Genomic DNA, 25,968 nt, shown 5'->3' with positions numbered 1-25,968 from the left:
TGGAGTCTATCCGGACGTTTCTGGGTAGGCTGTCCTGACGTCAGGTTAGGGCATACCTCAAATTGACACTGCGTATTCCAGAGAACGTGATGACGGAAGGTTGAACCTTCCGTCATAGCGCATCTGGTTTGGCCTCCCGTCAGCCAACCACGGGAAACACTGACTCGATCATTGGAGAATGGTCAGCTTGGCCTTGAGATCAATGGCTCTCGCGAAGTTGTGGTAATTCGGCGATGTTCGCTGCACCTGCGCGTGCAATGCTTTCAGCGCCGCCGAATCCGCCGACGACTCCATTTCGACCTCATACTCGACCTGGTCGTACCCTGGATTGATCCCAGGATCGATTCCAAGAAAACCTCTCAGATCGAGGCTTCCCTTCGTGCGGATAGTCAGCGATTGCAACTCGATGTTCATTGCCGCCGCATTTGCCGCGTAGGTTGCAGTCATGCATGCGTTCAACGCAGCCAGGATCAATTCTTGTGGATTAGCGGCCGTGTCGGTACCGAGCAATTCTGCCGGTTCGTCCGCGTCGATGACAAAGCCGCGCGCCAAGGCCGTGTCACCTAGTACGAGCGGCATGGTTCGCGCACGCGTCCGGGTGCCACCCTCCCAGGTTGTCACGACGCCGAACGTCGCGATGCCTGCGGCGGGCTTTGCTGCGACCTGATCTGCAAACTCACGCAATGCGCCGACGTTGATCCCGTTGCCGGGAGTTCCTTTAATGTTTGTGTTCATTTCTCGTTCCCCCATTATGTGTTACGCCCGGCCATCACGCCGCCGTCAACGTCCCAGATTGCGCCCGTCACCCATGCTGCCTTGTCCGACAACAGGAAGAGGATGACCTCGGCGACGTCTTGTGGCGTCCCAACCCTGCCGATTGGGTGGAAGCTGTTGAATCCCTGTAAGGCGCCATGAACCTCGGCCTTGGGTATGAATCCCTCGTAAATCGGCGTTTCGACAACCGCCGGAGAAACGGCATTGACCCTGATTTGTTTGGATGCCAGCTCCATCGCAAGGTGCTGGGTCAGCGAATGCAAACCTGCTTTTGCCATCGAATACGCGGACGACGGCGTAGCCGCAATCGCCTGCTTGCCCCACATCGAGCCGATGTTCACAATGGCGCCGGGACGCTCGCTGGCCACGAGATTGGCCACGACTTTTTGTGTGATGAAGAAGAACGCTTTATTCAACGTCAAATATTGTTCGTAATCACTTTCCGTGTGCTCAAGAAACGCCTTCGGGAAGAACACCCCAGCCGCGTTGACCAGAAGATTGATGTCCTTGTGGTGTTCATCGATGGTATGCAGGAGTCGCTTCACATCTTCGGCTCGCGAGAGATCGGCAGTCAGGGCGGTCACGGTGCCCAACGACGACAGCGCCTTGCGGGCCTCTTCGGCCTTGTCTTCACGGTGACCGACGATGACGACGCTTCCGCCTTGCTCAAGAACCATGCGGGCAGTTTGCAGTCCCATCCCGCTAGTGCCGCCGATGACCAACAACTTCTTGCCATTAAATTCAGTACTCATAATAATCTCCTTAACTACCAACTAAATGGTAGGGTTGTGTTGCAAAAAAAGTGCCGACCTCAGGTCAACACGGTGGAAAGAAAAGTGTTTCCAACTTCGGCCGGTCCGCGTGACGACCGCATGCCACGGCCCACCATCATCGAGCCTTCCAACGCGCACAAGAATGCCTCTGCGAGAGCCTCTGGGGTGGAATTCGAGGTGATCAGCGCGGCACGCTGACCATCGGCAACGACAAGAGTCAACCAGTCGAGATTGACTTTAAAGAATCGCTCGACCTCGCTCACAACGGCGTCCGGCAGCGAGTCCGACTCGGCACCCAACATGCCGCAGACACAAAGGCGCCGGTCCTTGGCGAAGGTGCGTTCGAAAAGTGCCGCATACGCAGTTAGCCTGTCAGGCGCTTTCGCATGCTGCCCTTCGATGCTCAGCAACTCCTCACGAAACCGGTGCGTGTAGCGCTGTGCGACCACGGCCACGAGTTCACCCTTCTTGGGAAAGTGGTGGTGGATACTTGGTTTTTTGATGCCTACCAACTGGGCCACGTCGTCGTATGAGAAGCCGTTGTAGCCGTGCTGCTGTACCAACCCTTCAGCGGCATCGACCACCCGCTCGGCGGTCGGCGAGATTTCGGAGAAATGCTTCATGCAAGCGCCTCATTTGATTCGGCGACTGGCAGGTGGCCTGTCTTGACCAGGATGGTGCAGCCTGTATTGCTGAAGGGACGGTGAGCACTCAAATGCGGACTGCGCATCCATGTGCCGGTAGGGTAGCTTCCGAACTCATCCTCAAAGACGCCTTCCAACACATAGATTTCTTCACCGCCGTAGTGACGATGCGAATTGAATCGTGTCCCCGGGGCCCAGCGCACCAAAGCCGTATGTTGTGTGTCGAACTCAGAAAGTGGCATCACCGACAGACCCGGCACGAGGCCTGGAAACCAGGGGCCGTTACGGGTGTCGACCACGGTGCGTTGGCTGTCGGCTAGATCAAGATGGCGCAGCTTGACGAACAACGTGCAACCCGTCGCGGAGCTCGGTGCATGCGAAGAACCTGGTGGATTCTTGATGTAAGTCCCAGGCCCGAAGGTCCCGGATTCGTCGCTGAATTCGCCGTCCAGGACCAGAATCTCCTCGCCCAAGTCGTGCTTATGATTTTCAAAAGCGGAGCCCGGCGCGTATCGCACGATCGAGGTGGCACGCGCCACTTCGTCGCCATCACGCTCCAGTAACTGGCGTTGAATCCCGGTCGCTGGCGAATCGACCCACTGTAAGCTTGAAGGCTCGACGACAACACGCTGCGAAAGATCTGAATTGAGTTTCATGGCTTTATTTCATCTACCGACTACTTGGTAGGTAAGTTATAAGATCCCGATTTGTTTGTCAAATAGCTTTCGCCATTTTCTTTCATCCATTGAAAAAACAATGAATTGGTTACAAGAACTCGCGAAGCTTAGCGTACGATTTTTTCCGAATTCTCTATCGTCCCCTTATAGTGCTTCGTGGTGGAGCGACGGGCCGGTGAAGACCCGCCGCAAACGGCGTTGCTTAAACGATACCGGTATAGAGTCGCACGTCTTCCTCTGCGCGCTCGGTAGCCCAGGCATCCAATGTAGTTCTCCCTCCTCAAGCTCAATTTCCTGAAGTAACGTCTTTTTCCATTTCTGGACAACCTTGGATTCAAGATCACCGAAATCGAAGTCTTTCGGGCAATTCAAGAGCTGGAAAGGGTTGATGTAGATCGAATACCACTGATCTTCCGGCTGGCAGAGTGATTGTCGGGACGATTGAAACTTGCGAGCCAAATCCAAGAGTGGCGTTTTCACAGACTGGATGCGGCCTGGCGCTTTTGCATTAGACGCGTCTTTGCGCAGGACCAAGCGCCAACAGTCGACGGCATCAACATCTTGCGACACGTCATCCAAGTTGTAGGCAAGACCTAGATTGAAAAGCGATGCGGTGTCATCGCTTTGGTGCGCGTTGCGCGACCAGTATTTGATGGCATCAAAGCCATGATTAGCAACGACAATCTTTGTCACACATGATTGTTCCTCCCTGGAGTCGTTTGCAGGCGATAGGTCGCTGCATCTTCGTTTATCAGTGATAGCTCTATACTCACAACGCGGTTAATTTCGGCTCCACGTCGAGCCGTTCCACCAACTTCCACGCTGGATGCCCCGCAAACACCTGCTTGCGGCACCAAGCGAACATCCACCCGACGATTGATCGCTCGCCCCGAGGCGGTGTCGTTACCCCTGGGTGATACCGATGATCTTAATCTCCTCAACGTTGGGGATGATTTCGGAGAAGGCCACCTAGTGTTTCTGCAATGCTCCAACCAGATCGTCGAACCCCGCTAGCTACTTACTAGGGTGCCCCAGCTTTCCTGATAATAATTCTTGACCAACAAAAAGATACTGCAGCTATCGCGTAGATAATCACCGCACAGCTGGCTCCTGAGTCGTTCGAATTCTTTGGCATCTGATCAGTTTCGCGAAAGTTTCAGTTCAACACGCACGGGCTGAGAGCATAGAATGCTCTGGAATCAGGGCGCTTAGCCTACTGCTACCCAGTGCTCGTTCCCCAAGTTCTGGAACTTCTGCGCCGGCGCTTCAAAGCCCTTCGACTTGATCGGGCTTGGTTGCTCGAATTCCTGCAACAGCGCCTTGAAATCACGCTTGCGATCAACATCCGGCATCGGTACGGCGCTGAGCAGGCGCTTGGTGTAGAGATGCTGAGGGTTGTCCAGAACCTGATCGCGGCGGCCAATCTCGACGATCTGACCGCCGTACATGACGGCCACGCGATGACAAATGCGCTCGACCACCGCCATGTCATGGGAGATGAACAGGTAGCTGAGTTGATGCACCTCACGCAGATGCTCAAGCAATTCCAGCACCTGGGCCTGAACCGAAACATCGAGGGCCGAGACGGATTCGTCGGCGATGATGACTTTCGGGTTGAGCGCCAGCGCCCGTGCGATACAGATGCGCTGGCGCTGGCCACCAGAGAACTGGTGAGGGTAGCGATACATCGTGTCGACTGGCATGTCGACCTGGCGTAGCAGCTCAGCGACGCGCTCCTGACGTTGCGCCAGGGGCAATTGGTGGTGAATCAACAGCGGCTCGCCCACCAGTTCCAGGATGTTCTTACGTGGGTTCAAGGCCGCATAGGGGTCCTGAAACACCATCTGGATATCCCGCCGCACCGCTTGAAGGTCGGCGCCTTGCAGGCCGTTGAGCTCCTTGCCGCACAACTTCACGCTGCCCTGGTAAGCCTGCATGTTCATCAGGGCCTTGCCCGTACTGGACTTGCCGCAGCCGCTCTCCCCAACCAGCCCCAGCGTTTCGCCCTGGCGCAACTCGAAGTTGACGCCCTCGACCGCATGCACTTGCCGGTTCTCCTCAAACCAGCCGGTACGCACGGGAAAACGTACGGACAAATCGCGAACCTGCAAAATCACAGGCTGCTGGCTGATGTCATCCGGTTGACCAACGGTGCCCAACACTGGAACGGCTGCGAGCAATTTACGCGTGTAGTCTGCCTGCGGCTGGGTAAACAGTTGACGCACCGGTGCCTGTTCTTCGGTACGGCCATGATTCATGACGACCACTTGGTCGGCCATTTCCGCAACCACGCCCATGTCGTGAGTGATCATCAGCAAGCTGGTGCCGTACACCTGCTGCAACTCGCGCATCAATTCCAGAATCTGCGCCTGGATAGTGACGTCGAGCGCTGTGGTCGGTTCATCTGCGATCAACACCTTGGGCCGGCAAAGCATGGCCATCGCGATCATCACACGCTGGCGCATGCCACCGGAGAGTTCATGGGGGTACTGCTGCAGACGTTTTTCGACCTGCGGCATGCGTACCGACGCCAGCACTTCCTTGACCCGCAGGCGTAAGGCCTGACGCCCCAGCTGTTCGTGGCGCAGCAGTGTTTCCTCCAACTGCTGGCCAACGGTCATCAGCGGATTCAGCGAGGTCATCGGTTCCTGGAAAATCATGCCAATCTGTTTGCCACGCAACTGCTGAAGTTCGCGCTCAGGCATCCCGATGAGGTCGCGCTCGGCAAACCTGATCGCGCCCTCCGCCACCCGCACAGCCTTAGGCAACAGCCCCATGATCGCCAGCGACGACAGCGATTTTCCGCTACCGGACTCTCCGGCGATACACAGCGTCTGCCCCGGATACAGGTCGAAATTAAGGTTATCGACCACCCGCCGGGGCGTGGCCCCCAGGCCGACATCAATGGATAAATGCTGCACCGACAGAATCGGCTGGGAGATCCCGTTACTCATCAAAGCTCCTCGCGATTGAAGCGGCTTACATCAAGACGCTCGCAATGAAAACGCATCAGGCAAACACGACTTTCGGGAAGTAGAACGACACCACCCAGTTGGGCAGGTCGACAACTTCACTGATACGCAGATCGCCGCACACCGAACACAACATATAGGCCTGCTCTGCCGGCATACCGTGTTCACGGCACAGCCAGTCGATGGTATTGCTCACGGCTTGACGCGCCGCTTGCATCAGGTCCGGGCCGATCCCGGTGAACGCTTCGTAGCCGGCAGCGTCGAGGTGGCGCGTGACCGGGCCAGGCGTGCTGAAGCGCGGGGTTGCCAGCGGGGTATCCTTGATCAGGTCGATTTTCACCACCACGTCCATGGCGCTTTCAATCGCAGTGCCACACACCTCTCCATCACCTTGTGCCGCGTGGGTATCGCCGATCGACAGCAATGCGCCACTGACCTCCACCGGCAAGTACAACGTGGTGCCGGCGGACAGGTCCCGGATGTCCAGATTGCCGCCGACCCGGCGTGGTGGAACCACCGAATGCAACCCCGCCTGCGCTGGGGCCAGGCCGATGGTGCCAGCGAAGGGTTTGAGCGGCACACGGGCAAATTCACTGAACGCCGCAGGAGCCAGGTTGACCTTGTCGTAATGCCACAGGGCCAGGGCCGGGTCCTTGAACTGGTCAGCCAGCAGGCCGAAGCCCGGAATATTCGCCGTCCAGCCAAAGCCGCTGGGTTTGAAGCTGTCGAGGGTAATTTTGAGCACATCTCCCGGTTCAGCCCCTTCGACGAAAATCGGCCCGGTCACCGGGTTGATTTTGTCGAACGGTACCTTGCCCACGTCGCTCACCACCGAGTTGGGCGTAAAGAAGCCGTTGGACGAATCAAGGCAGCAGAATTCAAGCATCGAGCCCGGCGTTACCCGCGCGGTCGGTTCGAAGCGGTTGTCCCAGCCAAAATGGCTGTTGACGCTGTGAATGGTCTTGACCAGGCAGTTCTGGCACATAAGGAAAGGTCTCCGCGTTGAAGGCCACGCCTTTTGGCAGGCGTGGCAAAGGCTGATCGTCAGGTCGACCGCGCGTTACTTGAGGTAGATGTAGTCGTAGTTGACCGGCACGTGAACCGGGTCGACGTACAGCGCATCGGAGCCGCCCATGCGCACAGAACGCACGGTGAAGCGCTGCTCGTTGAAGATTGGCACCCACGGCGCGTCAGCCATCACGTCGATGAAGATCTTCTTCCACAGCGCGGTGCGCTCGGCTTGCTGTTCCGGCTTCGCCATGCTGTCGGCCTTGGCGGCCAGCGCATCCAGCGTCTTGTTGCAATACAGTGCCCAGTTCCAGCCGCCGTCAATCGCACCGCCACAGCCCAGGATCGGCCCGTAGAAGTTCGACGGGTCCGGGAAGTCGGCAATCCAGGCCATGCCACCTGACCACACCATCGGTGCCTGATCCTTGGAACTGCCGGCTGCAATCACGTTGGCTTGTGCCAGGGATTTGATCTGCGCCCGGATACCGACCTTGGCCAGGTCTTGCTGGATGGCCTGGGCGATACGCGGTTGCGGATCGGTGTTCATCACGTACAGCTCGGTGTCGAAGCCCTTGGCGAAACCGGCGTCTGCCAGCAGTTTTTTCGCCGCCTCGACATCATAGGTATAGCCCTTATAGTCCTTGTCGTAGCCCGGCATGGCCGGTGGCAGCGGCTGGTTGGCCGGGACCGCACGTCCATTGATGATGCGCACGATACGATCCTTGCTGATCGCCATGTTCACCGCCTGGCGTACCTTGAGGTTGTCGAACGGCGGCAACGTGGTTTTCAGGGTCAGGTAGCCGGTTTGCAACTGGTCACCGGTCACCACCAGGTTCTTGAACTTCGGATCGTTCTTGAATTCCAGGAACTTGGCGGGCGGCACACCGTCACCGGCGATGTCGACTTCACCCTTTTGCAAGCGCAACAGGGCGACCATCGGGTCCTGGCCCATTTCAAAGGTGATACTGTCCAAGTGCGGCAGGCCAGCCTTGAAATAGTTCGGGTTTTTCGTGAAGACGATCTGCTGCCCAAGCTTCCACTGCGCCAGGCTGTAGGCGCCTGTGCCGACCGGATGCTTGCCGAAATCGGCGCCCCACTTCTCGACTTCTTCCTTGGGCACCACAGAGGAGAAGTTGATCGCCATCACATGCAGGAACGTCGCACTCGCTTCCTTGAGGGTGATCTTGACGCTATAGTCGTCCACCACTTCAATGCCCGACAGGTGCTCGGCCTTTTGGGTGGTCATTTCGTCATAGCCCACGATTGGGCTGAAGAAGCCGGCGCCCGGGCTCTGGGTTTTCGGGTTGACGGTGCGTTCCAGGGAATACTTGACGTCGCTGGCCTTGAGCTCGCGACCGTTGTGGAACTTCACGCCTTTACGCAAGGTGAAGGTGTAGACCGTGCCGTCATCGGAGATGGTGTAGTCCGATGCCAGATCCTTGACCAGTTCTGTGGTTCCGGGCTTGTAGTCCATCAGGCTATCGAACAGGCTTTTGATCATCGACCAGTTCTGCCAGTCGTAGCCAATGGCCGGGTCAAGTGTGGCCACGTCGTTCTGATAGGTAATGACTGCGGCGCCACCGTCTTTTGCGTTTGGATCGAAGTCATCGGCCAGAAGATTCCCGGCGAACAATGCAGCCGCGATGGCCAAGGATAATGCTTTGCGATTCATGCTCCAGCCCCTTACCTATGATGTGTTTTTTAGTGTGTTTTTTAGTGTTTTTGGATGTCGATGCGCGGATCGACCCATGGGATCACCAGGTCTGCGACCAGATTGCCCAGCACGATGGCTACCGCTGAAACCGTGGTCACGCCGACAATCACCGGAATGTCCACCTGCTGAATGGCTTGCCACGTCAACTGGCCGATTCCCGGCCAGCCGAAGACAGACTCGACCACCACAAGCCCACCCATGAAGATGCCGATATCGATGCCGATCATCGGGATCACCGGCACGATGGCGTTGGGGAGTACGTGCCGCAGAACCACGCGCACCCGGCTCAAGCCCTTGGCCCGTGCGGTGCGGATGAAGTCCTGATGCAACACCTCGATCATCGAGGAGCGCACCATCCGCGAGTACCAGCCGCTGCCAAGAATCCCCAGGGTCAGCGCCGGCAGCAGCAGATGCTCGAACCCGCCGTAGCCTCCCAGCGGAAACCAGCCCAGTTTCACGGCGAAGAAGTACAGAAACAGCATCGCGGCGATGAATTGCGGGGCTGACACGCCGATGAACGAGAGCGCCATAAGCGCCTTGTCGGCCCAACCGTCGCGCCGCAACGCCGCGATCACACCCAGGCTGATGCCGATCAGCAACTCGAAACCAATACCGGCAGCCATCAACTCAAGCGATGGCCGCAGGCGCGAGCCGATCAGCTCGGTCACCGGGCTGCGCTGTATATAGGAGCGGCCCAGATCGCCCTGCACCAGGTTGCCCAGGTAGTTGGCGTACTGCCGATAGAACGGCAGGTCCAGCCCCAACTGCGCACGGATCCCCGCCACCACTTCCGGCGTGGCACTGCGCCCGGCAATCTGGCGTGCCGGGTCGGCAGGCAGCATGAACAGCAGCAGATAGGTGATGAAGGTCACGCCAAGCAAAATCAGCAACGAATAGCCGATGCGACGAGTGATGAAGGCGAGCATTCAGCTTCTCCCTTGCAGGGTAGGATCGAGTTCATCGCGCAGGGCATCACCGACCAGGTTGAAAGCCAGCGACAGCAGGACAATCGCGATACCGGGGAAGAACACTAACCATGGCGCGGAGGTGAAATAGGTCTGGCTTTCAAAAATGATGTTGCCCCAACTCGGCGTTGGCGGCTGGACCCCCACTCCCAGGTACGACAGGGTGGCTTCGAGCAGCACCGTGGTCGAAATACCCAAGGTCGCCCATACCAGAATCGTCGGCAGCAAATGGGGCAGCAGGTGCGAAAACAGGATGCGCAGCGAGCTTGCGCCCAGGGTCCGCTCCACGGCCACGAAGTCACGGGCACTCAGGGCGATGGTCTCGGAGTAGATCACCCGGGCAATCTGCACCCAGTTGACCATGGCGATGACCAACGCAACGATCCACACGCTGGGTTGGAAAATCGCAGACAACGCAATCGCCAACAGCAACGCCGGGAACGCCATCATCAAGTCGGTAAAGCGCATCAGCGTGCTGCCGATCCAGCCCTGCAGAAAACCTGCGCTCAAACCAACCAAGGTGCCGATCAGCACGGCCAGGCCGTTGGCAAGCAGGCCGATGAACAGCGAGGTACGTGCGCCGTAGATCAGGCGCGACAGCAAGTCGCGGCCGAGCAGGTCAGTGCCCAGCCAATAAGGCATATCGGGCGGTAGCGGCGCGCCCTCCATCGACAGGCCTTCGACAAATTGTTCAGACGGATCGTGAGGGCTCATCCACGGTGCAAACAGCGCCAACAGCACCACGATGACGATGTACAACAACGACAACGCCACCGCGGGCCGGCGAATCAAGGCGCGCAACAATTTCATTGGCACGCCCCGCCTTGCTGAAGATAATCCGCGGCCATGTCCGCACACAGGTCATCCAGGCTGCGATTGAGGCGCATCGACAGGCAGCGCAGGCGTTCATAAGCCTCGCGCTCGTCAATCTTGTGTTCGACCATCAACCGCGCCAATACCTGGGCCAGCAGAGGTCGCGCACCGAGGCGCTGGTACAGCGCTTCGATGGTTCGGGCATCACTGTCCAATCGCTCACGCAAACTGATCGCCATCATCAGCGTGGTGTAGACCGAGCCCTGGGTAATCGGCTTGTTCAACAAGGCGGTAGCACCCAACTCGATGGCGCGCTGGATCTGCGACAGGGTTTCGTGGGGCGTCAACGCCACGATGGGCACGCCGGTGCTGTTAAGCCGTTGCAGGGTGGCGGGACTGGCGAAGTGCTCCAGGTCGACGACGGCGGTAAAGCAGCCTTCAAGCGAATCCTGCGCGTCTTCAAACAGCGCCTGCGGCGTGATACCCAGGCGTTGCAGGCTTTTTTGCAGACTGGCCAACGTACGCGGTTCGCAGTCAACCAACAGCAATCGACCACTTTCGAAGTCCGGGCGTTTGAGCAGGCTCATTTGACGATCCTCAGGCGGGGCGCTGGCGCAATCGTGCGCAGGCGTTGGAATTCACTCAGGTCAGTGGCAGTCAGGTAAGGGTCGGCTGGCAACGATTGCGCTTCACTGTGCAGTACGACAAAGCGTCCTTCGCGCAATTCGGCGATATGGCAAGGCTGGCTGCTGTGATTGTTGTGCGCAGAAATGTTTAACGTGCCGAGCACACTGTCCTGGGGGTGTTCGTAGAGGTAGTTGCAAATGAGCTCGGGATCGTCGCTGCCACACTGGTTCAGGGCCTTTGCAAACGAGTGCAAGGCGACGTACATCCCGGTGTAAAAATGCGACAACGGGTGCAGTCCATGTTGGCGGCGTTGCTGCTGGCTGAAAGCCCGGTCTACATCCTCGAAGAACGGACCGCACGACAACAGGCGCAGGCTGCGCATGGCGCCGACTTCAGGCAGTTCGGCTTCAGTCAGGTTGCAGCTCAACACCGGTAGATTCAAGCCGACGGCGTGACACGCCGCGTCCAATTGCTGCAAGAAGACGTAGGAGGACTCACCGACTAGATTATTGAGCACAAACGCCGGCTTTTCAGTTACCAGGGTCTGGATCACCTCACTGAAGCGAGTCGTGCCCAAGTGCACGTACTTTTCCAGAAGCACAGTGCCGCCTGCGACTTCGAGCACTTCCCGTGCGACGCGGTTGCTTTCCCAACCCCAGATGTAATTCGAACCGATCAACGCAGCGCATGAACCGAACGCCTGCAAGGCATACCGCAACAACGGGATCAACGTCTGATTCGGGCACCCGCCCAGATAAAGGACGTTCTCGCTGCTTTCAAAACCTTCATACGGACAGGCGTACCACAACAGGCCCCCGTTCTGCTCCAAGTCCGGAATGATTTCCTTGCGGCTGGCCGAGGTCGTGGTACCAAAAATATGCCGAATCCCGGACTGCATCAGTTGAACAGCGCCTTCGCTGTACCTGTGCAAGAAGCCCTGCGGATTGATGTGGGTAACCTGCAAGGCAAGTGCGTAATCGGCATTGGCATTAATTTCCGCCAGTGCGTGTGCGGCCCCTGCCAAAGCATTCCGGCCTATGCACTGGTAAGTCCCATCGATAGAGAGCAAGAGTCCGACATCGATCGTGGGGCGCATTTATTCACTCCAAAAAAAAGCCTGATCGACCAGGGGACTGGTCGATCAGGCTTCATTACCTGGCGCCGGGGCGCATGATGTAGGCAAGACTTAAAGGCCGGGGCCTGGCTTACTCGTTTACTTCTTTATGGAAAAAGTGTGCCACATTGGTTTTTTGCTGAAAACCGGCCTTATCCGTAATGCCCACGACAGCCAGCGCACTGGTCTGAGCCGCATCGCAGTATTTTGCACCTATAAGAGGCGCACACGAAATGTGAGGTTTTTGACGGGAACGCCGCCCGCTTTATGAATGGGAGTGTAACGTAAATTCCCAGGCCGCTGGGCGGGCTTGAGTGCGTAGAAATGAATACGGTTTTCCTTTTCGGTGGGCAAAAAAACGCCCTAGGAGAGTTCCAAGGGCGTCGAGGGAGTGTTGCATCCGTTTTCTTTCATGACAGGGTGAAGCGGGAAATCTAGTAATGACTTTATTTACTGGCCGAAACTGAACGTACCGCTGCCATTCATAAAGCCCAGTTGCAGCTCACCATTCTGAGCCAATGATTCTTGCTCCAATCGAGTTTTTTCCGCCTCGGCATGGGCCTGTGCCAAGGTACCCAGGGTCGACAGGTGCTGCATGCTGAGTAATTGGCAGTAGGCCATGGTCAATCCACCGGCATTACGAACATCGGCCAACGACTCTGCCGTCAGAGCATTCAGGGCGGCTTCGTCGATACGGAACAGACCTTCGACCTTCTGCTCGCCATGCTCCCCCTGCACCGTGATCGGCCACGGCTGGATCAAGCCATGCTGCTGCAGGACCGCACAGATGCTAAGGGTGAGCTGACGGTTGGCTTCGATCTGGTTGAAGAATTCAAGAATCTCCAGCACCGCCTTGCCGGGCGCACCGCCTTCATTGAAGAAGGGTTCACCGGCGCTCTCGGAGATCAGGCCACTGGCTTCGTCGATGCACAGCACCTGCTCACCCTGCTCCGTCATCGCCAAACGAAACGGGTAGCCACGATACGGAGCTGGGATATAAGAGGCCAACCAACGGCCATCGGGAGCCACCAGCAGATTTTGTCCCGCCGCCAGCCCTTGCACCGCGACGGGGACAAAATGGTCATCCTCAGCCATGAAGCCGATAGGCATGGAGAGAATAGCTTTAGGCAACTCCTGAGCCACTAGTGGACACAGTGCATCACCCGCCGCGAAGGTATAAGTGCCGTGATTTAGCCAATATTGCAGCCCGTGACGCTCACGGGTGATGACTTGAAAATCAGCCATGGGGACCTCGTTTAGGGTTTTGCTGGTTTGGATTTGCCGGTTTTCTTGGACGGTGTGCCAGGAGCACTTGGAGCCTCGGCGGACTCCACCGCTGCCATCAGCGCCGCTACGTAGGCATTGCGGGCGGTCTGGGCAATGGCCAACTGTTGTTGCAGGCGGCTTATTTCCGCATCTACGACTTGAATATGGGGTTATGCCGAGATAAAGGAAAATCAGGACATTTGTTCTGTAACCTGATGATATTTATAGGATTTAAATATTATTCTGCGTTGCCTTTCCTCGTCCCAAGTTTAGCCGTCTATGCTGAAGCTTTTGCTTTTTATTGAGGGACGAACTCCATGGCCTCTCTGGAGCGGACAGCCTATCCGAAGCTGTAGAAGAAGCACAACGCAGCCGCGCTGGTAATGGCCATCCAACGTGTTGTCGGAAACCACAGTCCCAGGACCGCCCCACAGATCAACGCCGAGGTTATCTCCCGGGCGAAGCCCGCACCTTTCAGCCTGCGGATCCAAGGGGGGCACCCCCTTGGTCGCCGAAGGCATTCCGATGCAACAGCCAGCGCACGCAAAATCGCCCAGCGAGCGAGGCCCAACAAAGGCCAGAGCGAGCGGTGCAGTTGTCCACGGGCCGGGCAGCTTCTTGCCCGGGCGGTGGGCAACTGCAGGGTGATTTCTTGAGCCGGGCACAGATCCTGATCGCGGCTGTTGCATCGCCCGGGCGGGCCCGGGCCAACAGCGATTCCCCTGTATCGTACGTTACAAATTCCGGGTACGGCTCGCCCTGGCGCAATGCAAGCGGAGCGCGCAGCCCGGTACGGGCGAAGGCGTGAGGATGGAAGCCCGAAGGGCCAAGACCCGACGCGCTCTTGGTCGGGGCTTGGTTCACGACAGCCGGTGAGGCGAAGCCGAGCACGCCCGGGGTATGCGGTGGCCACCACCCAACCGTGGCCACAAACCCGCCGAAGCGGGTTTGATGGTTTCAACACCTGCAGCACGTTGAAATCTGACGCTGCTGCAGGGCAGTAGTACCGCAGATTTCAAGCAGACGCAGGGCGTTGCTTGCAACTGGAAGCAAGTGCAGACCATGCCTTCACTTTTGAGCTGAGCGCCTTTCGCGTAAGCCTCGGTATACACCTGGTAGCTGATCCGGTTTTCGGTGTAGATCCGCATGGCCGTACGTGAGTCGTCGTGATAACCGGCAACAGTGATATGCGCAATCGCGTCTTTTCGTTTCATGAGTCCTCGCCCTACCAAAGAGGGGAGCGGCTTGCCGCTCCCTGGCTTCGTTACTGGTTTTGACGTGAGGCCAGCAGCGCAGGTGCTGCAGCTGCGACCAGGCGCACGGCGTCTGCATGCGGAGTGGTAAAGAGGTCGGCGAACCGAAAGAAGTTTTCGCCGAGGCGAACATAGATCCGAGTTACTCGCCCGTTGTCGCGCTCGATCATCTTGAACGACTCGCAATCACCAGCGCGAACCCAGCCCGCAGGCGGCAGAACATTCAGCGCGTATTCAAACTGTTCACGATCGATCAGAAGCGGCGCGGATTTAGCCGCGGCTTCGATCTGCTGCCAGGCCTCATCCTCAGTGCAAACGATCATGTCGGGCTGTCCTTCCTTCAACTGATCGAGCGTGCGGCCGCTGCGTGTTACCCATTCGCCGCCGTCGAGCTGGACGGCGTAGTCATGCACCCAGCCCGTGCCAGGCTGATAGAAAACGTGGGAGGTGGTAGTGGTAGACATTGGTTCGCTCCTTCGCGATTCCCCGGGGCGGTTGCCGCCGCCTGGCCGGGGGGGTGGGTGAGTGAGTGTTTATGCTGCGTGGCGGATGCCGTGGGTGAATCGGCGGAAATCAGCGGTGGTCAGCCAATCCAAACGAGGCAGGCCATCTTCAATGGCGTCCTGCTGCGCTTTCGGCTCGACCTGGGCCAGCACTTCGGAATCAACATCCATGCCTTCAGGTTCTACACACAATCCAAGTACGTGAGTCATTTTGAAGCTCCTTCGCAGATTTCCCGGAGCGGTTGCCGCCGCTGGTTCCGGGTGTCGAAGCGGTATTGCTTCGACGGGATTAGTATCTCAAACGGCCTTCGGAGTGTCAACTATTTGTAAAATCATATTGTACAAATAGTTATTGCCTTGCCGTAATTTATAAACTACAATACTCCTATGAAAACGATCAAACAAACCGCTACTTACATGACGTGGGAACGCAAGCTGAGAGATCAGCGGGCAAAAGCGATCATCGCGGCGCGGGTCTTCCGGGTAGCCAACGGCCTATTGGGCGATGTTGAGCCGGTCGGCCAGGGTGTTAGCGAGTTGCGTATTCACTACGGCCCCGGCTACCGGGTTTATTTTCAGCAGCGTGGTAACGAGCTTGTATTGCTGCTGTGTGGTGGCGACAAAGGCAGCCAGGCCCGCGATATCGAAACCGCCAAACTGCTTGCCAGCCAGTGGAGTGAGGATGAATGAAAGAGCCAATCTATGACTATGATCCAGCGGCTGCGCTGGTCGATCCTGAAACCATCGCCCTGTTCATGGCCGATGCTTTTGAAACCGGTGACGCTGGCCATATCGCTAAAGCCCTCGGCGTAGTCGCTCGCGCCAAAGGCATGACAGAGCTGGCCAAAGAGTCGGGGCTATCCCGCGAACAGCTTTACCGCTCGTTCAGCGACAAGGGCAACCCTACGTTGAAAACCATGCTCGCAGTGATGCGCGCCGTTGGCCTGGATCTGACCACACGGCAACACGTCCACCCCTGATTTCTCGCACGCGAGAAAGGCGGCAACGTCACTCGACGCCGTCGCTCTTTACTTCTTGCCTCCAGGTTGAGCATATGGCGCGGCCATCTGCTTGACCTGCTCGGCTAACTCAGGCGGCAACCAGACCATGACCGGCACCAGTTCTTGCGCCTCGTGTTCCTCTAGGATGTTGCGAACCCGCTTCACGGCGGCATAGACCAACTGCCGCGACACGTCGGCCTGTCTCGCCAGATCTGCAGGGCGCTGGCCATCGACCAACACGGCCTTGGCCATCTCGACAGTACCGACAGCCAACCCGCGAAAGGCAGGGGATACTTTTTCCCATTGATCGGCGGTGTACTTTGGCTGCATTCATATTCTCCATGGGTGAAGCGCCCGGTGATCTACCAGGCGCTTTTAGCTTCTAGTGTGAGTGGGTTGCGTAAGCCTGTCTAACTTCCGGCCCGGCTCCTGCAGCGCTCAGGGTGATGCGCTGGACAATCATTTGATGCGTGAGCGTGGCCAGGCCCACAAACGTCCAATACCGGCCATTGCAACGCGCATAAATGCGCGTGAGGTTCCCGACCTCGAATTTTTCCAGCTTGAACGAAAAGTCTTTGTCGACAGCGGCGAAGTCCAGCACCTGCAGGCGGGTTAGCGCGTACTCATAGCGGGCTTCGCTGATCTCCTGGGGCTGCGTTCCTAGCGCGGCTTCCTGGGCCAGCAAGAACGATTCTTCATCGCCAAGAACAGCGCCGGGATGGCAGATATGCAACTCGGCCAGCATCAGCATTCTGCAGCGGGTTGCCCACTGGTTCGGGCCGATCTCGCGGGCATAATCAATGATCGAAGGTTGGCCCGGTACATAGAAAACTTTGGACATGGCTGTATCTCCCTACCACATGAAACCGGGCGCACTTGGCGCCCGGCTGGTTGGTTATGCGGCCTGCTGAGTGCGCAGAGCCTGTGCCAGAACCCACAGGGCGCGATTCAATTTCACGTCCTGGTCAATGCCATTCACGGCGCGGGTAGTTGTCCGGCGTCCTTGCTTGTTGCGGCCACTCAAGCCGCCCTTGATGGTGTTTTCTTGTACGCGGTTGAAGGTCGTCCAGAGGTCGCTGCTCCTGTCCTCGCTGCGGCGTGCCCGCAGCAACTGCGAAGGGGTGACAGGCGCCGGACCTTCGGATGGGTCGTAACGGTAGGCCAGTGCGGCCATGGCGAAGGCTTCTTGCTCTTCCGGGCGCAGTTGTATCTGTTTCATGCAGTCGCGTTTGTCGTCGATCTGCGTGAACTGGTTCAGCACTTCATAGGCTCCCTCGATCACGTCACCGACAACATCACCACGGCCACTGTGACGCACTTTCTGATCCATTGAGCAATCGCCCAGCACCAGGCCATTAGCACACACAAAACGGAAGCTACCGGCCATCATCTGATAGCTGCTGCTGCCATCATGGCTGTTCAGCAGAATGATTTCGTTCGCCTCTTTGTCCATGATGTTGCTGGCATGGCGCAGACGAATCATGTGTTTGGTGTGCTCGCGTTTGTCGGTGTTGCGCACACGGGTTTGGCAGGCCATGAACGGCTGGAACCCTTCGGCGCGCAGCGCATCTAGCACCTTTACAGTCGGGATATACAGGTAACGATCGGAGCGGCTGTCGTGTGCTTCCTCGGCAAAGATCGACGGCGCTACGCGGGCAATCTCGTCATTGCTCAGAGGTGCATCGCTGCGGACCATGCAAGGGTTACGGAAGTTACTGGATAGACGCATTTTTGAATCTCCTTCGCAGAATTCCCGGAGCGGTTGCCGCCGCTGAGTCCGGGCAATCGAAGCGGTATTGCTTCGACGGGATTAGTATCTCAAACCCCGCCTACCATGTCAACTATTTGTAAAATGTTATTTTACTAAATGTTCCTCTTTTCGCGTGCGAGAAATTGCCCTTTCGACTTGACGCCGCCGCTCTCCTGGGCTGCTCCGAGGCTGAGGTTGCGAGCGGTAAACAAACGCTTTTCAGCGCGTTCGCGCAGCGGACGCTACAAGACCCTTCGCCCTGGAGCGCTCTGCCGGTGGTGGTCTGCTCGTCAGCATCGGTCGGTCGCGGTAAGCCCGGACTATCCAGAGCTGGGCCGCGTGCAATGGGTCGTGGAATACCGGAGGGAGCCTGCGACCGAGGATATGCCGCGAAAGCCCGTTGCAGGCAAGGCGCGGCGGCGGATAGGCCATTGGGGCGTTCGCTACCGAACGATGATGATGAGCCACCTGGTGAACGCGGATGGGCGGCAAACCGTCCTGCAGGACGGTGCGCAGGCCGAAGGCCGGAGGCAAGCAGAGCGCGCAGCCCGGTACGGGCGAAGGCGTGAGGATGGAAGCCCGAAGGGCCAAGACCTGGCTCGCTCTTGGCCAGGGCTTGGTTCACGACAGCCGGTGAGGCGCAGCCGAGCACGCTCAGGAGGTGGGTGCATCGGGCAGAAAAAAGCGGGCCATCAAGACCCGCTTTCACTGGATAACCACTATATCTAGTGGCTGGATCAGCTGCCGGCGACACAACATATAGTGCTATTCCCTCCCTCAATTATCCCGCACGTCACCACGTTTTATTCTGACCAGCTCACTCAGTAACAGCTCTCGTTGCGCTGCACTGATGATGCCGAAGTTCTGCAGCTTCCTGACACACCCGAGTGCTAGGCCATACCCTTTCAACGGATACGATAAGTCATGCTCTCGCCGCTTCAGCGAAACCTCTAGCTGTAACGACCTGCAAACGAAAACGTTCCGACCTGCAATCAGCGCCGTTTTCGACCAGGATTAACTGCGACTGTCCGGCCCGGCAAACCAGCGTTAGCTGCGAATGAACCTGCATTGATCCACACCGACCTGCATTCCATCGTCGCCAACCAGCATTAACTGCAAGTCAGAGGATCTTGTGGGTAGGGATCACAGGTTTCGACGCAGACTTAATACCATGTTTGCCAACGAGCGGATTCCCCGGAATTTTTGTCACATTATGAGCCTGATGAATCCTTTGCATGTCTTAAATTAAATAACGGGTTAAGTGACAATTTTTGACGGCCAGAGCTTCCCGACTCAAACTGTCACATAATCGAACGTATATGTGACAGGTACGACATGCTGATAGGCTACATGCGGGTATCGAAGGCGGACGGCTCCCAGGCTACCGATTTGCAGCGCGACGCGCTGATTGCCGCCGGGGTCGATCCAGTACATCTTTACGAGGACCAGGCATCCGGCATGCGCGAGGATCGGCCCGGCTTGACGAGCTGCCTGAAGGCGTTGCGAACTGGCGACACACTGGTCGTGTGGAAACTGGATCGGCTCGGACGCGACCTGCGACATCTCATCAACACCGTGCACGACCTGACTGGGCGCGGCATCGGCTTGAAGGTATTAACCGGGCACGGCGCGGCCATCGACACCACGACCGCCGCCGGCAAGCTGGTCTTTGGCATCTTCGCCGCCCTGGCCGAGTTCGAGCGCGAGTTGATCGCGGAGCGCACGATTGCCGGCCTAGCCTCGGCCCGCGCGCGCGGGCGGAAAGGCGGCCGGCCGTTCAAGATGACCGCCGCCAAGCTGCGGCTGGCGATGGCGGCAATGGGTCAGCCAGAGACCAAGGTCGGCGACCTGTGCCAGGAACTTGGCGTCACGCGGCAGACCCTGTATCGGCATGTTTCACCCAAGGGTGAGCTACGTCCAGATGGCGAGAAGCTACTCAGCCGAATTTGATGCCGGCATGAGGCAACGTAGCGACAGCGTGGTTTGTCTCAATGGGAAGCGCTCATGATCGATCTTTGAAGGCCCGCAGCAGTCGTGTCACAGACAGGACGAACAAACCGGTCAGCGTGAGGGCTGCGATACCCCAGTACTCTCCGATGAACGCGCCGGCCGTCGTGCCGGCCAGCACAATGGCGAGAATCGGCAAATGGCAGGGACAGGTGAGCACGGCCAGCGCGCCCCACAGGTAGCCGGTGATCGGTTTGTGCGTCTCGGACGGCAAGCGCTCGGGGCTGTTCATGGCAGACTCTCCGCGTGCTGTGCCGGCTCGGTCGGCATGGTGGCCAACTGCACCTCCAGATCGGCCAACGCTTCGCGCCGACGCTCGACGAACTGGCGCAGAACGGCAAGCTGCGCGGCCGCTTCATCGCCGTCCGCAGCATCCAGCGCCCGGCACAGCCGCGCCAGCGCGTCCAGGCCGATGCCCGCCTCGAAGGCCGCCCGCACGAAGCACAGCCGTTGCAAGGCGGCATCATCGAACAGGCCATAGCCGCCCGGGGTGCACGCCACCGGACGCAGCAATCCGCGCAGCAGGTAGTCGCGCACGATATGCACGCTCACCCCGGCATCAAGGGCCAGCCGGGACACGGTGTAGGCGCTCATTGAAAACCTCCTTTTTTTATCCAGCGCAGCAGGAAAGCTGCTTCACGTCCTTGTTGAAGGTCTGCGCCGCAAGCTTCAACCCCTCGACCATTGTCAGGTAGGGGAACAACTGGTCGGCCAGTTCCTGCACCGTCATGCGGTTGCGGATGGCGAGCACCGCCGTCTGGATCAGTTCGCCCGCTTCCGGGGCCACCGCCTGCACGCCGATGAGCCGTCCGCTACCTTCCTCGATGACCAGCTTGATGAAGCCGCGTGTGTCGAAGTTGGCAAGCGCTCGCGGAACGTTGTCGAGTGTCAGCGTGCGACTGTCGGTCTCGATGCCATCGTGGTGCGCTTCCGCCTCGCTGTAGCCCACGGTGGCGACTTGCGGGTCGGTGAACACCACTGCCGGCATCGCGGTCAGATTGAGGGCTGCGTCGCCGCCGGTCATGTTGATCGCGGCACGGGTGCCGGCGGCCGCTGCCACGTAGACGAACTGCGGCTGGTCGGTGCAGTCGCCGGCCGCGTAGATGTTCGGGTTGCTCGTGCGCATGCCTTGGTCGATAACGATGGCCCCTTGCGCATTGACAGTGACCCCCGCCGCGTCCAGCGCGAGGCTGCGCGTATTCGGTGCCCGACCGGTGGCAACCAGCAACTTGTCAGCGCGCAATTCACCGTGTCCGGTGGTCAGCACGAATTCGCCGTTCACATGGGCGACCTGGCTGGCTTGCGTGTGCTCCAGCACCTCGATGCCCTCGGCGCGGAAAGCGGCTGTCACGGCCTCGCCGATGGCCGGGTCTTCCCGGAAGAACAAGGTGCTGCGTGCCAGGATCGTGACCTGGCTGCCGAGCCGGGCAAAGGCTTGCGCCAGTTCCAACGCCACCACCGACGAACCGATCACGGCCAGGCGTGCGGGAATGGTGTCGCTGACAAGCGCTTCGGTGGAAGTCCAGTAGGGTGACTCTTTCAGGCCCGGAATCGGCGGCACGGCCGGACTGGCACCGGTGGCGACCAGGCAGCGGTCGAACGTTACCTCGCGCTCGCCACCCTCGTTCAAACGGACGACCAGGCTCTGGTCGTCCTTGAAACGCGCTTCACCGTGCAAAACGGTGATGGCTGGATTGCCGTCCAGGATGCCTTCGTATTTGGCGTGCCGCAGTTCATCGACACGGGCCTGCTGCTGGGCCAGCAGTTTGCTGCGGTCAATCGCAGGCACAGTTGCCGCAATACCGCCGTCGAACGGACTTTCCCGGCGCAGATGGGCAATATGGGCAGCGCGGATCATGATCTTGGACGGCACACAGCCGATATTGACGCAGGTGCCGCCGATGGTGCCGCGTTCGATCAGCGTGACCGTCGCGCCTTGCTCGACGGCCTTCAGCGCCGCCGCCATCGCGGCCCCGCCGCTGCCAATGATGGCGATATGCAAACCGGCGCCCTCAAGTGCATCACGGATTTTTGGTTCATCTTTGAAATCACCAACCCGGATCGAGCCTTGATAACCCAATGCGGCGATGGCGGCCAGCAGTTGGTTGTGGCTCACGGCGGTGTCTGCCATGACTTGCGCGCGGCTTTCTGGATAGGACACCACAGCGGCATTCACGCCGGGAATCTTTTCCAAAGCATCTTTGACATGGGTGGCGCAGGATGTGCAGGTCATGCCATTCACGGTGATTTCGGTCATTTTTTTACTCCATTGAATTTCGGGGTGCAGCAGGCATCGGCTTGGCGTTTTCGTTGGATGGCGTAGATGGTCAAGCCGATGAAAATCGCCAGCGCAGGCAGCAGCACATAGTCCAGATAGCCGGTCAGCGCGGACAAGCCGACCACACCGAGCAAAATGACCAGAACAGGGGTGAAGCAACACAGCGCCACGAGGGTTGTGCCAATGATGCTGACCCGCAGCAGTGTCTTCGGGTCTTTCATGATCAGTTCTTGACTGATGATGGGTAGCCCGCATCCTCGGTAGCCTTGGTCAGTTTCTGCACGCTGGTCTTGGCATCATCGAAGGTGACCACCGCTTCGCGCGTCTCGAAGGTCACGTCAACTTTACTGACGCCATCGACCTTGGAAATCGCCTTCTTGACAGTGATCGGACAGGCCGAGCAGGTCATGCCCGGTACGGACAGCGTAACGGTCTGGGTGGCGGCCCACACGGGGGCAACAACGGCAGCGAGGGCAAGGGCGGAAAGCAGCTTTTTCATGGTGAACTCCTGTGATCAATAGAAAAATGGCACGACGTAGGGAAATCCGAGCGCGACCAAAACCAGCACGGCCACGCCCCAGAAAATGAGCTTGTAAGTAGCTCGCACTTGGGGAATCGCGCAAACCTCACCCGGTTTGCAGGCGGCTGACGGCCGGTAGATGCGCCGCCAGGCGAAGAACAACGCCACCAGCGCCACGCCGATAAAGATGGGGCGATAGGGTTCCAACACCGTCAAGTTGCCGATCCAAGCGCCGCTGAACCCCAAGGCGATCAGAACCAGCGGCCCGAGGCAGCAAGCCGAGGCGAGGATGGCGGCCAGCCCGCCAGTGAAGAGCGCGCCGCGCCCGTTTTGAGGTTCAGACATACGTTTGTCCTTTCGAATCTGAATTGGATAGCTTAAGCTTACTTCCGTAGTTATGTACGGAGTCAAGCGATATGGAAAACAATTTGGAGAACCTGACCATTGGCGTTTTCGCCAGGACGGCCGGGGTCAATGTGGAGACCATCCGGTTCTATCAGCGCAAGGGCTTGCTCCCGGAACCGGACAAGCCTTACGGCAGCATTCGCCGCTATGGCGAGACGGATGTAACGCGGGTGCGCTTCGTGAAATCAGCCCAGCGGTTGGGCTTCAGCCTGGATGAGATCGCCGAGCTGCTGCGGCTGGAGGATGGCACCCATTGCGAGGAAGCCAGCAGCCTGGCCGAGCACAAGCTCAAGGACGTGCGCGAGAGGATGGCTGACCTGGCGCGCATGGAGGCCGTGCTGTCTGATTTGGTGTGCGCCTGCCATGCGCGGAAGGGGAACGTTTCCTGCCCGCTGATTGCGTCACTGCAAGGGAAGAAAGAACCGCGCAGTGCGGACGCGGTGTAGCCCGAGGGAACTACGCCTTAGCGTGCTTTATTTTCCGTTTTCTGAGGCGACTCCAACGTCAGAAAAGACCGTGCGGTCGACTTTTGATATTTCGTGCTGTCGCCTTCTGAAAGTGACATGTTCGTCCATGCTTGCAGATCCTCAAATATCCATTTCGTCGGGAGTGTCCACGTCAACCAGCGAGCGGCACTGTTCGGCCTTGCGCAACAGCTCGGAACCGTTGCCGTGCGGCCATATTGACGCTGCAGCTTCGTAAAGTTCCGCAGCTGAATAATACTTCCGCCGATGTTCTGCCAGTCGAGCAGCCGTTTGCAGGGCAGCGCTGGAGCGTTGGGATTTGCTTGGGGTGAGGTCACGGAATTGCATCGGTGTATCTCCTTCGCAGTGTACCGGAGCGGTTGCCGCCGCTTGGCCCGGTTGGGTGCGCCCTGGTCTCCAGGGCGCGGTTTGTTATTGCTGTTGAGTTGCGACCGTCAGACCGACCGCGATTGGTCGGACCCACACCGGCATATGGCTTAGCAGGAACGTTTCGCCTTGCTTGGCCAGCAGCAGCGTTCGGGCCATCACACCCGCGATGGCTTCCGCCGCGTCGGGCGGCACGGCGTTGCCGATCCGTTCACGCCATGCCTGATCGCTCAAGCCGTCCAGCTCTAACTGTTCCTCTGGCTCGACCAGGCTTTGCAGCGCCGCCATTTCAAAGGTGGTGAACGGGCGATGCCATGTACCGTCCAGGCTCTCGATCACACACGAAAGCCGATCATTAGCGGCGGGCATTCGCGGGTCGGCTACGCTCCAGCGGCCATTGTCCTGGCGAGCGCTGGCCGATACCGCACCGGATTGGCCATCCCAGCCAATGACGCCGTAATGGCCCCCAGTTGGGTACGCATCGCCCTTGCCACGGCGCAGGCCGGGGCGAGGATCCTGCACAGCAAAAGCCCCTTGGCCGGTTGTGCTACCGGCAATCACCGTCCGGGCGGAACCGTCCCAGCGCGTTACGTTGTATTTGCCGTGGCCCATAGCTGAGCCACGCGGATCCGCAACGCTGAAGGTGCCCTGCCCTGGTGATTTGACGCCGATGATCGCGCCGCTGCTGTCGTCCCAACGCCGGACGCCATACTGTTGGTATTGCAAAGCGCCTGCCTTGCTACGTGGATCCGCGACTGAAAATGCCCCATTAGTTGGGCCGGATTGCCCGGCGACGGTGCCTGCAGAATCGTCCCAGCCGTGGACACCCAAGTACCCGGAGAACGCTTCGGGAACGATCACAAAGTCTCGTAGATAGCCGTCCTCGATGGCCAGTCGGTCAAGGCTGCGCCAATCCTTTCCAGCTTCGACCAAAGCCAAGCGCACCCACGTCTTCCACTGCAGCGCTGGAATGCGGTGCATTGGGCCTGCTAGCTCAATGTCGCCCGGCATGGGCATACGCCCGAGCACTGCGCCGACCGGCTGCAGCGACTTCTTGTCCGGCTCGTACAGGAACGGCGGCACTTTCTCGACGTGGCGTGCGACCAGTAGGAAACGCTTGCGGCTCTGCGCCAGGCCACCCAGCTCGCCGCAATCATGCGTTGTCTCTGCCACGGCATAGCCATAGAAGCCGAGGATCTGCGCGATCTGATCGAGCAGATGACGGCCGCGGGTGGCCAGTCTTGGGACGTTCTCGAAAACAATGAGGCCGGGCGGGTTGTGTCGCCATGCTTCGCACATGAGCCACACACAGCGCAGGGTCAGTTCGTTTAGTGCCTGATACTTCGGCGTCAGGCTCAACGCTTCGGAAAGAAGCCCGCTCGCGCCCTTACATGGGCTGCTGATGAAAACGGTGTCGGGATCCTGAAAGCCTGCAGCGCGGCGAATGTCTTCCGGCGTGGCTTCTGTCCAGCCAAGTGGCGGCTCTTTACCGTGAAAACGGATGTACTGATCGCGGGTGAAAAGATCCATCTGCGTGCCAGGCACACCGGCCAGGCGCTGGAAGTCACGCAAGGCCCCGGCATCAACATCGACACCGCCAATGCAGCGCCACTCTGCCTGCAGGTGGCCGACGATTTCTTTGTTGCGGTTGAAGCCTTTGGCCCCACCACCCAACCCACAGCAGAAATGGAAATGCTTGAGCACATACTTTTTCGGCATGTTCATCATGGTGTTCCTTCACAAAAGGCCCGGACGTTAGGGCATCCGGGCCTTGCGGGTCAGACTTGGGAGGCGGTTGCCTTGGCCATGTCGCGGAAGATCTCGGCGTGCAGTTCGAGCGGGAATTCCGCGACGACCTCACGTTGACCGCCATCGCGGCGCTCGCCGACGACCATATAAAGGGTCACGGTGACGGGATCTTGCCCTGGTCGTGCCTGATGGGTAGGCATGACGGTGAAGGTGCTGTAACGGCGCAGCTCTGCCGCGTCGCTGAAGTAGAGGATATTGGGCTCAAAAGCCATGAGTGAATCTCCTTCGCAGAATTCCCGGAGCG

General features: G+C 58.7%; 32 protein-coding genes. 4 read left to right on the top strand and 28 right to left on the bottom strand.

The window, feature by feature from the left end; all coding sequences use genetic code 11:
* Positions 1-168 precede the first annotated feature (168 nt).
* From ACODSV_RS26990 to ACODSV_RS26915, 16 genes are all read right to left on the bottom strand, one after another.
* Entirely contained in the window at positions 169-735 is a 567-nt protein-coding gene (locus ACODSV_RS26990; RefSeq protein ID WP_004574805.1) for an OsmC family protein, read from the bottom strand.
* A 14-nt stretch (positions 736-749) separates the two neighbouring features.
* Positions 750-1,526, bottom strand: a complete 777-nt coding sequence (locus tag ACODSV_RS26985) for an SDR family NAD(P)-dependent oxidoreductase (protein ID WP_004574804.1) — start codon at positions 1,524-1,526, stop codon at positions 750-752.
* A gap of 59 nt (positions 1,527-1,585) precedes the next feature.
* Positions 1,586-2,170: a TetR/AcrR family transcriptional regulator gene (locus tag ACODSV_RS26980; protein ID WP_004574803.1), complete on the bottom strand. Its 585-nt coding sequence runs from the start codon at positions 2,168-2,170 to the stop codon at positions 1,586-1,588.
* Positions 2,167-2,847, bottom strand: a complete 681-nt coding sequence (locus tag ACODSV_RS26975; RefSeq protein WP_004574802.1) for a cupin domain-containing protein — start codon at positions 2,845-2,847, stop codon at positions 2,167-2,169. Before ACODSV_RS26975 ends, ACODSV_RS26980 begins: the two co-directional genes overlap by 4 nt.
* Before the next feature lie 165 nt (positions 2,848-3,012).
* The gene (locus ACODSV_RS26970) at positions 3,013-3,561 is read right to left on the bottom strand and encodes a hypothetical protein (RefSeq protein ID WP_489046857.1); all 549 of its coding nucleotides are present in this window, start codon (positions 3,559-3,561) and stop codon (positions 3,013-3,015) included.
* A gap of 515 nt (positions 3,562-4,076) precedes the next feature.
* Positions 4,077-5,822: an ABC transporter ATP-binding protein gene (locus ACODSV_RS26965; protein ID WP_134939428.1), complete on the bottom strand. Its 1,746-nt coding sequence runs from the start codon at positions 5,820-5,822 to the stop codon at positions 4,077-4,079.
* Between the two features lie 55 nt (positions 5,823-5,877).
* Complete coding sequence (locus ACODSV_RS26960; protein ID WP_134939427.1) at positions 5,878-6,825, bottom strand: acetamidase/formamidase family protein; 948 nt, start codon at positions 6,823-6,825, stop codon at positions 5,878-5,880.
* Positions 6,826-6,900: 75 nt separating this feature from the next.
* Positions 6,901-8,520, bottom strand: coding sequence for an ABC transporter substrate-binding protein (locus tag ACODSV_RS26955; protein WP_134939426.1), 1,620 nt, complete (start codon positions 8,518-8,520; stop codon positions 6,901-6,903).
* A 41-nt stretch (positions 8,521-8,561) separates the two neighbouring features.
* A complete protein-coding gene (locus tag ACODSV_RS26950; RefSeq protein WP_134939425.1) occupies positions 8,562-9,488 on the bottom strand; it encodes an ABC transporter permease in 927 nt (308 codons plus the stop codon).
* Positions 9,489-10,337, bottom strand: coding sequence for an ABC transporter permease (locus tag ACODSV_RS26945; RefSeq protein ID WP_134939424.1), 849 nt, complete (start codon positions 10,335-10,337; stop codon positions 9,489-9,491). It lies immediately after the preceding gene.
* Positions 10,334-10,927, bottom strand: coding sequence for an ANTAR domain-containing response regulator (locus tag ACODSV_RS26940; protein ID WP_134939423.1), 594 nt, complete (start codon positions 10,925-10,927; stop codon positions 10,334-10,336). The genes ACODSV_RS26945 and ACODSV_RS26940 overlap by 4 nt, the downstream gene beginning before the upstream one ends.
* Complete coding sequence (locus tag ACODSV_RS26935; protein ID WP_134939422.1) at positions 10,924-12,063, bottom strand: transporter substrate-binding protein; 1,140 nt, start codon at positions 12,061-12,063, stop codon at positions 10,924-10,926. Before ACODSV_RS26935 ends, ACODSV_RS26940 begins: the two co-directional genes overlap by 4 nt.
* A 468-nt stretch (positions 12,064-12,531) precedes the next feature.
* Positions 12,532-13,326 (bottom strand): SapC family protein, encoded by a 795-nt coding sequence (locus ACODSV_RS26930; protein ID WP_134939421.1) that lies wholly within the window; start codon positions 13,324-13,326, stop codon positions 12,532-12,534.
* A gap of 881 nt (positions 13,327-14,207) precedes the next feature.
* Positions 14,208-14,561, bottom strand: a complete 354-nt coding sequence (locus tag ACODSV_RS26925) for a hypothetical protein (RefSeq protein WP_134939420.1) — start codon at positions 14,559-14,561, stop codon at positions 14,208-14,210.
* A 50-nt stretch (positions 14,562-14,611) separates the two neighbouring features.
* The gene (locus tag ACODSV_RS26920; protein WP_134939419.1) at positions 14,612-15,064 is read right to left on the bottom strand and encodes a hypothetical protein; all 453 of its coding nucleotides are present in this window, start codon (positions 15,062-15,064) and stop codon (positions 14,612-14,614) included.
* Between the two features lie 69 nt (positions 15,065-15,133).
* A complete protein-coding gene (locus tag ACODSV_RS26915) occupies positions 15,134-15,313 on the bottom strand; it encodes a hypothetical protein (RefSeq protein ID WP_016715862.1) in 180 nt (59 codons plus the stop codon).
* A gap of 177 nt (positions 15,314-15,490) precedes the next feature.
* Between ACODSV_RS26915 and ACODSV_RS26910 the strand changes: the two genes are divergently transcribed.
* On the top strand, positions 15,491-15,793 hold the full coding sequence (locus ACODSV_RS26910) for a type II toxin-antitoxin system RelE/ParE family toxin (RefSeq protein ID WP_016715863.1): 303 nt from the start codon (positions 15,491-15,493) through the stop codon (positions 15,791-15,793).
* A complete protein-coding gene (locus ACODSV_RS26905) occupies positions 15,790-16,083 on the top strand; it encodes an addiction module antidote protein (RefSeq protein ID WP_016715864.1) in 294 nt (97 codons plus the stop codon). Before ACODSV_RS26910 ends, ACODSV_RS26905 begins: the two co-directional genes overlap by 4 nt.
* A 48-nt stretch (positions 16,084-16,131) precedes the next feature.
* On the opposite strand, the gene ACODSV_RS26900 is transcribed toward ACODSV_RS26905, so the two are convergent.
* The 3 genes from ACODSV_RS26900 to ACODSV_RS26890 are packed head-to-tail and all read right to left on the bottom strand — an operon-like array spanning position 16,132 to position 17,833.
* Positions 16,132-16,434, bottom strand: a complete 303-nt coding sequence (locus ACODSV_RS26900) for a TrfB-related DNA-binding protein (RefSeq protein WP_016715865.1) — start codon at positions 16,432-16,434, stop codon at positions 16,132-16,134.
* Between the two features lie 52 nt (positions 16,435-16,486).
* Positions 16,487-16,945: a hypothetical protein gene (locus ACODSV_RS26895; protein WP_134939442.1), complete on the bottom strand. Its 459-nt coding sequence runs from the start codon at positions 16,943-16,945 to the stop codon at positions 16,487-16,489.
* 54 nt (positions 16,946-16,999) lie between these two features.
* Positions 17,000-17,833, bottom strand: a complete 834-nt coding sequence (locus tag ACODSV_RS26890; protein WP_134939441.1) for a DUF932 domain-containing protein — start codon at positions 17,831-17,833, stop codon at positions 17,000-17,002.
* A 1,356-nt stretch (positions 17,834-19,189) separates the two neighbouring features.
* Between ACODSV_RS26890 and ACODSV_RS26885 the strand changes: the two genes are divergently transcribed.
* The gene (locus tag ACODSV_RS26885; RefSeq protein WP_000904941.1) at positions 19,190-19,804 is read left to right on the top strand and encodes a recombinase family protein; all 615 of its coding nucleotides are present in this window, start codon (positions 19,190-19,192) and stop codon (positions 19,802-19,804) included.
* 52 nt (positions 19,805-19,856) lie between these two features.
* Here the strand turns inward: ACODSV_RS26885 and merE are convergent, their stop codons facing one another.
* From merE to merT, 6 genes are read right to left on the bottom strand one after another with little or no spacing between them, the layout of a single operon-like run.
* Complete coding sequence (merE, locus tag ACODSV_RS26880; protein WP_001087809.1) at positions 19,857-20,093, bottom strand: broad-spectrum mercury transporter MerE; 237 nt, start codon at positions 20,091-20,093, stop codon at positions 19,857-19,859.
* On the bottom strand, positions 20,090-20,455 hold the full coding sequence (gene merD, locus ACODSV_RS26875) for a mercury resistance co-regulator MerD (RefSeq protein WP_003465059.1): 366 nt from the start codon (positions 20,453-20,455) through the stop codon (positions 20,090-20,092). The genes merE and merD overlap by 4 nt, the downstream gene beginning before the upstream one ends.
* Before the next feature lie 16 nt (positions 20,456-20,471).
* The gene (gene merA, locus ACODSV_RS26870; RefSeq protein ID WP_000136268.1) at positions 20,472-22,118 is read right to left on the bottom strand and encodes a mercury(II) reductase; all 1,647 of its coding nucleotides are present in this window, start codon (positions 22,116-22,118) and stop codon (positions 20,472-20,474) included.
* The gene (gene merF / locus ACODSV_RS26865) at positions 22,115-22,360 is read right to left on the bottom strand and encodes a mercury resistance system transport protein MerF (RefSeq protein WP_000654684.1); all 246 of its coding nucleotides are present in this window, start codon (positions 22,358-22,360) and stop codon (positions 22,115-22,117) included. The genes merA and merF overlap by 4 nt, the downstream gene beginning before the upstream one ends.
* Positions 22,361-22,362: 2 nt before the next feature.
* Positions 22,363-22,638: a mercury resistance system periplasmic binding protein MerP gene (gene merP / locus ACODSV_RS26860; protein ID WP_000735441.1), complete on the bottom strand. Its 276-nt coding sequence runs from the start codon at positions 22,636-22,638 to the stop codon at positions 22,363-22,365.
* A gap of 15 nt (positions 22,639-22,653) precedes the next feature.
* On the bottom strand, positions 22,654-23,004 hold the full coding sequence (gene merT, locus ACODSV_RS26855) for a mercuric ion transporter MerT (RefSeq protein ID WP_001294667.1): 351 nt from the start codon (positions 23,002-23,004) through the stop codon (positions 22,654-22,656).
* A gap of 71 nt (positions 23,005-23,075) precedes the next feature.
* Between merT and merR the strand changes: the two genes are divergently transcribed.
* Positions 23,076-23,510, top strand: coding sequence for a mercury resistance transcriptional regulator MerR (gene merR / locus ACODSV_RS26850; protein WP_000429838.1), 435 nt, complete (start codon positions 23,076-23,078; stop codon positions 23,508-23,510).
* A gap of 141 nt (positions 23,511-23,651) precedes the next feature.
* Here the strand turns inward: merR and ACODSV_RS26845 are convergent, their stop codons facing one another.
* From ACODSV_RS26845 to ACODSV_RS26835, 3 genes are all read right to left on the bottom strand, one after another.
* Positions 23,652-23,876 carry a hypothetical protein gene (locus ACODSV_RS26845; RefSeq protein WP_240890496.1) on the bottom strand — a complete coding sequence of 75 codons (225 nt, stop codon included), beginning with the start codon at positions 23,874-23,876 and terminating at the stop codon, positions 23,652-23,654.
* An 84-nt stretch (positions 23,877-23,960) separates the two neighbouring features.
* Positions 23,961-25,640, bottom strand: a complete 1,680-nt coding sequence (locus ACODSV_RS26840) for a DNA cytosine methyltransferase (RefSeq protein WP_489046871.1) — start codon at positions 25,638-25,640, stop codon at positions 23,961-23,963.
* A 53-nt stretch (positions 25,641-25,693) separates the two neighbouring features.
* The gene (locus tag ACODSV_RS26835) at positions 25,694-25,936 is read right to left on the bottom strand and encodes a hypothetical protein (RefSeq protein ID WP_457370544.1); all 243 of its coding nucleotides are present in this window, start codon (positions 25,934-25,936) and stop codon (positions 25,694-25,696) included.
* Between the last annotated feature and the right edge of the window lie 32 nt (positions 25,937-25,968).

Source organism: Pseudomonas sp. FG86 (assembly GCF_057808775.1).
The sequence above is the reverse complement of the archived record's forward strand: the minus strand, read 5'-3'. Positions and strand labels throughout refer to the sequence as shown.

Bases quoted from the DNA above. Each gene is read 5' to 3' on its own strand.
- ACODSV_RS26975 (WP_004574802.1), bottom strand. From the start codon at position 2,847: ATGAAACTCAATTCAGATCTTTCGCAGCGTGTTGTCGTCGAGCCTTCA.
- merT (WP_001294667.1), bottom strand. From the start codon at position 23,004: ATGTCTGAACCTCAAAACGGGCGCGGCGCGCTCTTCACTGGCGGGCTG.
- ACODSV_RS26920 (WP_134939419.1), bottom strand. From the start codon at position 15,064: ATGTCTACCACTACCACCTCCCACGTTTTCTATCAGCCTGGCACGGGC.
- ACODSV_RS26835 (WP_457370544.1), bottom strand. From the start codon at position 25,936: ATGGCTTTTGAGCCCAATATCCTCTACTTCAGCGACGCGGCAGAGCTG.
- ACODSV_RS26950 (WP_134939425.1), bottom strand. From the start codon at position 9,488: ATGCTCGCCTTCATCACTCGTCGCATCGGCTATTCGTTGCTGATTTTG.
- merR (WP_000429838.1), top strand. From the start codon at position 23,076: ATGGAAAACAATTTGGAGAACCTGACCATTGGCGTTTTCGCCAGGACG.
- ACODSV_RS26925 (WP_134939420.1), bottom strand. From the start codon at position 14,561: ATGAAACGAAAAGACGCGATTGCGCATATCACTGTTGCCGGTTATCAC.
- ACODSV_RS26910 (WP_016715863.1), top strand. From the start codon at position 15,491: ATGAAAACGATCAAACAAACCGCTACTTACATGACGTGGGAACGCAAG.
- ACODSV_RS26980 (WP_004574803.1), bottom strand. From the start codon at position 2,170: ATGAAGCATTTCTCCGAAATCTCGCCGACCGCCGAGCGGGTGGTCGAT.
- ACODSV_RS26945 (WP_134939424.1), bottom strand. From the start codon at position 10,337: ATGAAATTGTTGCGCGCCTTGATTCGCCGGCCCGCGGTGGCGTTGTCG.
- ACODSV_RS26895 (WP_134939442.1), bottom strand. From the start codon at position 16,945: ATGTCCAAAGTTTTCTATGTACCGGGCCAACCTTCGATCATTGATTAT.
- ACODSV_RS26955 (WP_134939426.1), bottom strand. From the start codon at position 8,520: ATGAATCGCAAAGCATTATCCTTGGCCATCGCGGCTGCATTGTTCGCC.
- merF (WP_000654684.1), bottom strand. From the start codon at position 22,360: ATGAAAGACCCGAAGACACTGCTGCGGGTCAGCATCATTGGCACAACC.
- ACODSV_RS26965 (WP_134939428.1), bottom strand. From the start codon at position 5,822: ATGAGTAACGGGATCTCCCAGCCGATTCTGTCGGTGCAGCATTTATCC.
- ACODSV_RS26885 (WP_000904941.1), top strand. From the start codon at position 19,190: ATGCTGATAGGCTACATGCGGGTATCGAAGGCGGACGGCTCCCAGGCT.
- ACODSV_RS26915 (WP_016715862.1), bottom strand. From the start codon at position 15,313: ATGACTCACGTACTTGGATTGTGTGTAGAACCTGAAGGCATGGATGTT.
- ACODSV_RS26985 (WP_004574804.1), bottom strand. From the start codon at position 1,526: ATGAGTACTGAATTTAATGGCAAGAAGTTGTTGGTCATCGGCGGCACT.
- ACODSV_RS26935 (WP_134939422.1), bottom strand. From the start codon at position 12,063: ATGCGCCCCACGATCGATGTCGGACTCTTGCTCTCTATCGATGGGACT.
- merA (WP_000136268.1), bottom strand. From the start codon at position 22,118: ATGACCGAAATCACCGTGAATGGCATGACCTGCACATCCTGCGCCACC.
- ACODSV_RS26930 (WP_134939421.1), bottom strand. From the start codon at position 13,326: ATGGCTGATTTTCAAGTCATCACCCGTGAGCGTCACGGGCTGCAATAT.
- ACODSV_RS26890 (WP_134939441.1), bottom strand. From the start codon at position 17,833: ATGCGTCTATCCAGTAACTTCCGTAACCCTTGCATGGTCCGCAGCGAT.
- ACODSV_RS26960 (WP_134939427.1), bottom strand. From the start codon at position 6,825: ATGTGCCAGAACTGCCTGGTCAAGACCATTCACAGCGTCAACAGCCAT.
- ACODSV_RS26905 (WP_016715864.1), top strand. From the start codon at position 15,790: ATGAAAGAGCCAATCTATGACTATGATCCAGCGGCTGCGCTGGTCGAT.
- ACODSV_RS26940 (WP_134939423.1), bottom strand. From the start codon at position 10,927: ATGAGCCTGCTCAAACGCCCGGACTTCGAAAGTGGTCGATTGCTGTTG.
- merE (WP_001087809.1), bottom strand. From the start codon at position 20,093: ATGAACAGCCCCGAGCGCTTGCCGTCCGAGACGCACAAACCGATCACC.
- ACODSV_RS26900 (WP_016715865.1), bottom strand. From the start codon at position 16,434: ATGCAGCCAAAGTACACCGCCGATCAATGGGAAAAAGTATCCCCTGCC.
- ACODSV_RS26840 (WP_489046871.1), bottom strand. From the start codon at position 25,640: ATGAACATGCCGAAAAAGTATGTGCTCAAGCATTTCCATTTCTGCTGT.
- ACODSV_RS26990 (WP_004574805.1), bottom strand. From the start codon at position 735: ATGAACACAAACATTAAAGGAACTCCCGGCAACGGGATCAACGTCGGC.
- merD (WP_003465059.1), bottom strand. From the start codon at position 20,455: ATGAGCGCCTACACCGTGTCCCGGCTGGCCCTTGATGCCGGGGTGAGC.
- merP (WP_000735441.1), bottom strand. From the start codon at position 22,638: ATGAAAAAGCTGCTTTCCGCCCTTGCCCTCGCTGCCGTTGTTGCCCCC.
- ACODSV_RS26845 (WP_240890496.1), bottom strand. From the start codon at position 23,876: ATGCAATTCCGTGACCTCACCCCAAGCAAATCCCAACGCTCCAGCGCT.